General features: G+C 71.9%; 1 protein-coding gene. It reads left to right on the forward strand.

The genetic code is table 11. The features are described 5' to 3' along the window. Positions 1-132 precede the first annotated feature (132 nt). Positions 133-405: helix-turn-helix domain-containing protein (locus AC4H2H_RS19755; protein ID WP_494372537.1), on the forward strand; the 273-nt coding region annotated here is incomplete at its 3' end.

The following is a 405-nucleotide window of genomic DNA, read 5'->3' on the forward strand; positions in this document are numbered from 1 at the left end:
CCTTCGCATCCGACGCCGCCCCACCCGCTCAGCCACCACCTCACCCGGGGCCGACGCCCCAGCCCGGGCCCGGCGAGGTAGAGGCCGGCGGGCTCAGGGCGTCGTGCGAACACTTGAGGATTGGAGTGTTCGATGGTTCGTGGTGGTGTTCCGGTGTCGCGGTCGTTGCGGCGGGTGTTCTGGCGGCGGGTGCGCGAGTGTGGGGATCTGGGGGTCGCGGCCGCGGCCGCGGGTGTCTCGGCGCGCACGGGGCAGGCGTGGTTCGCTGCGGCTGGTGGGATAGCGGACGTGTCGTTGAAGGAGCCAGGCAAGCGGAATCTGACGTTGGACGATCGGGTTGAGATCTCGTTGCTCGCCGCGCAGGGCGCCGGGGTGCGTCAGATCGCGCGCCGGTTGGGGCGGTCC

The organism is Cellulosimicrobium sp. BMG9.22, from assembly GCF_059159975.1.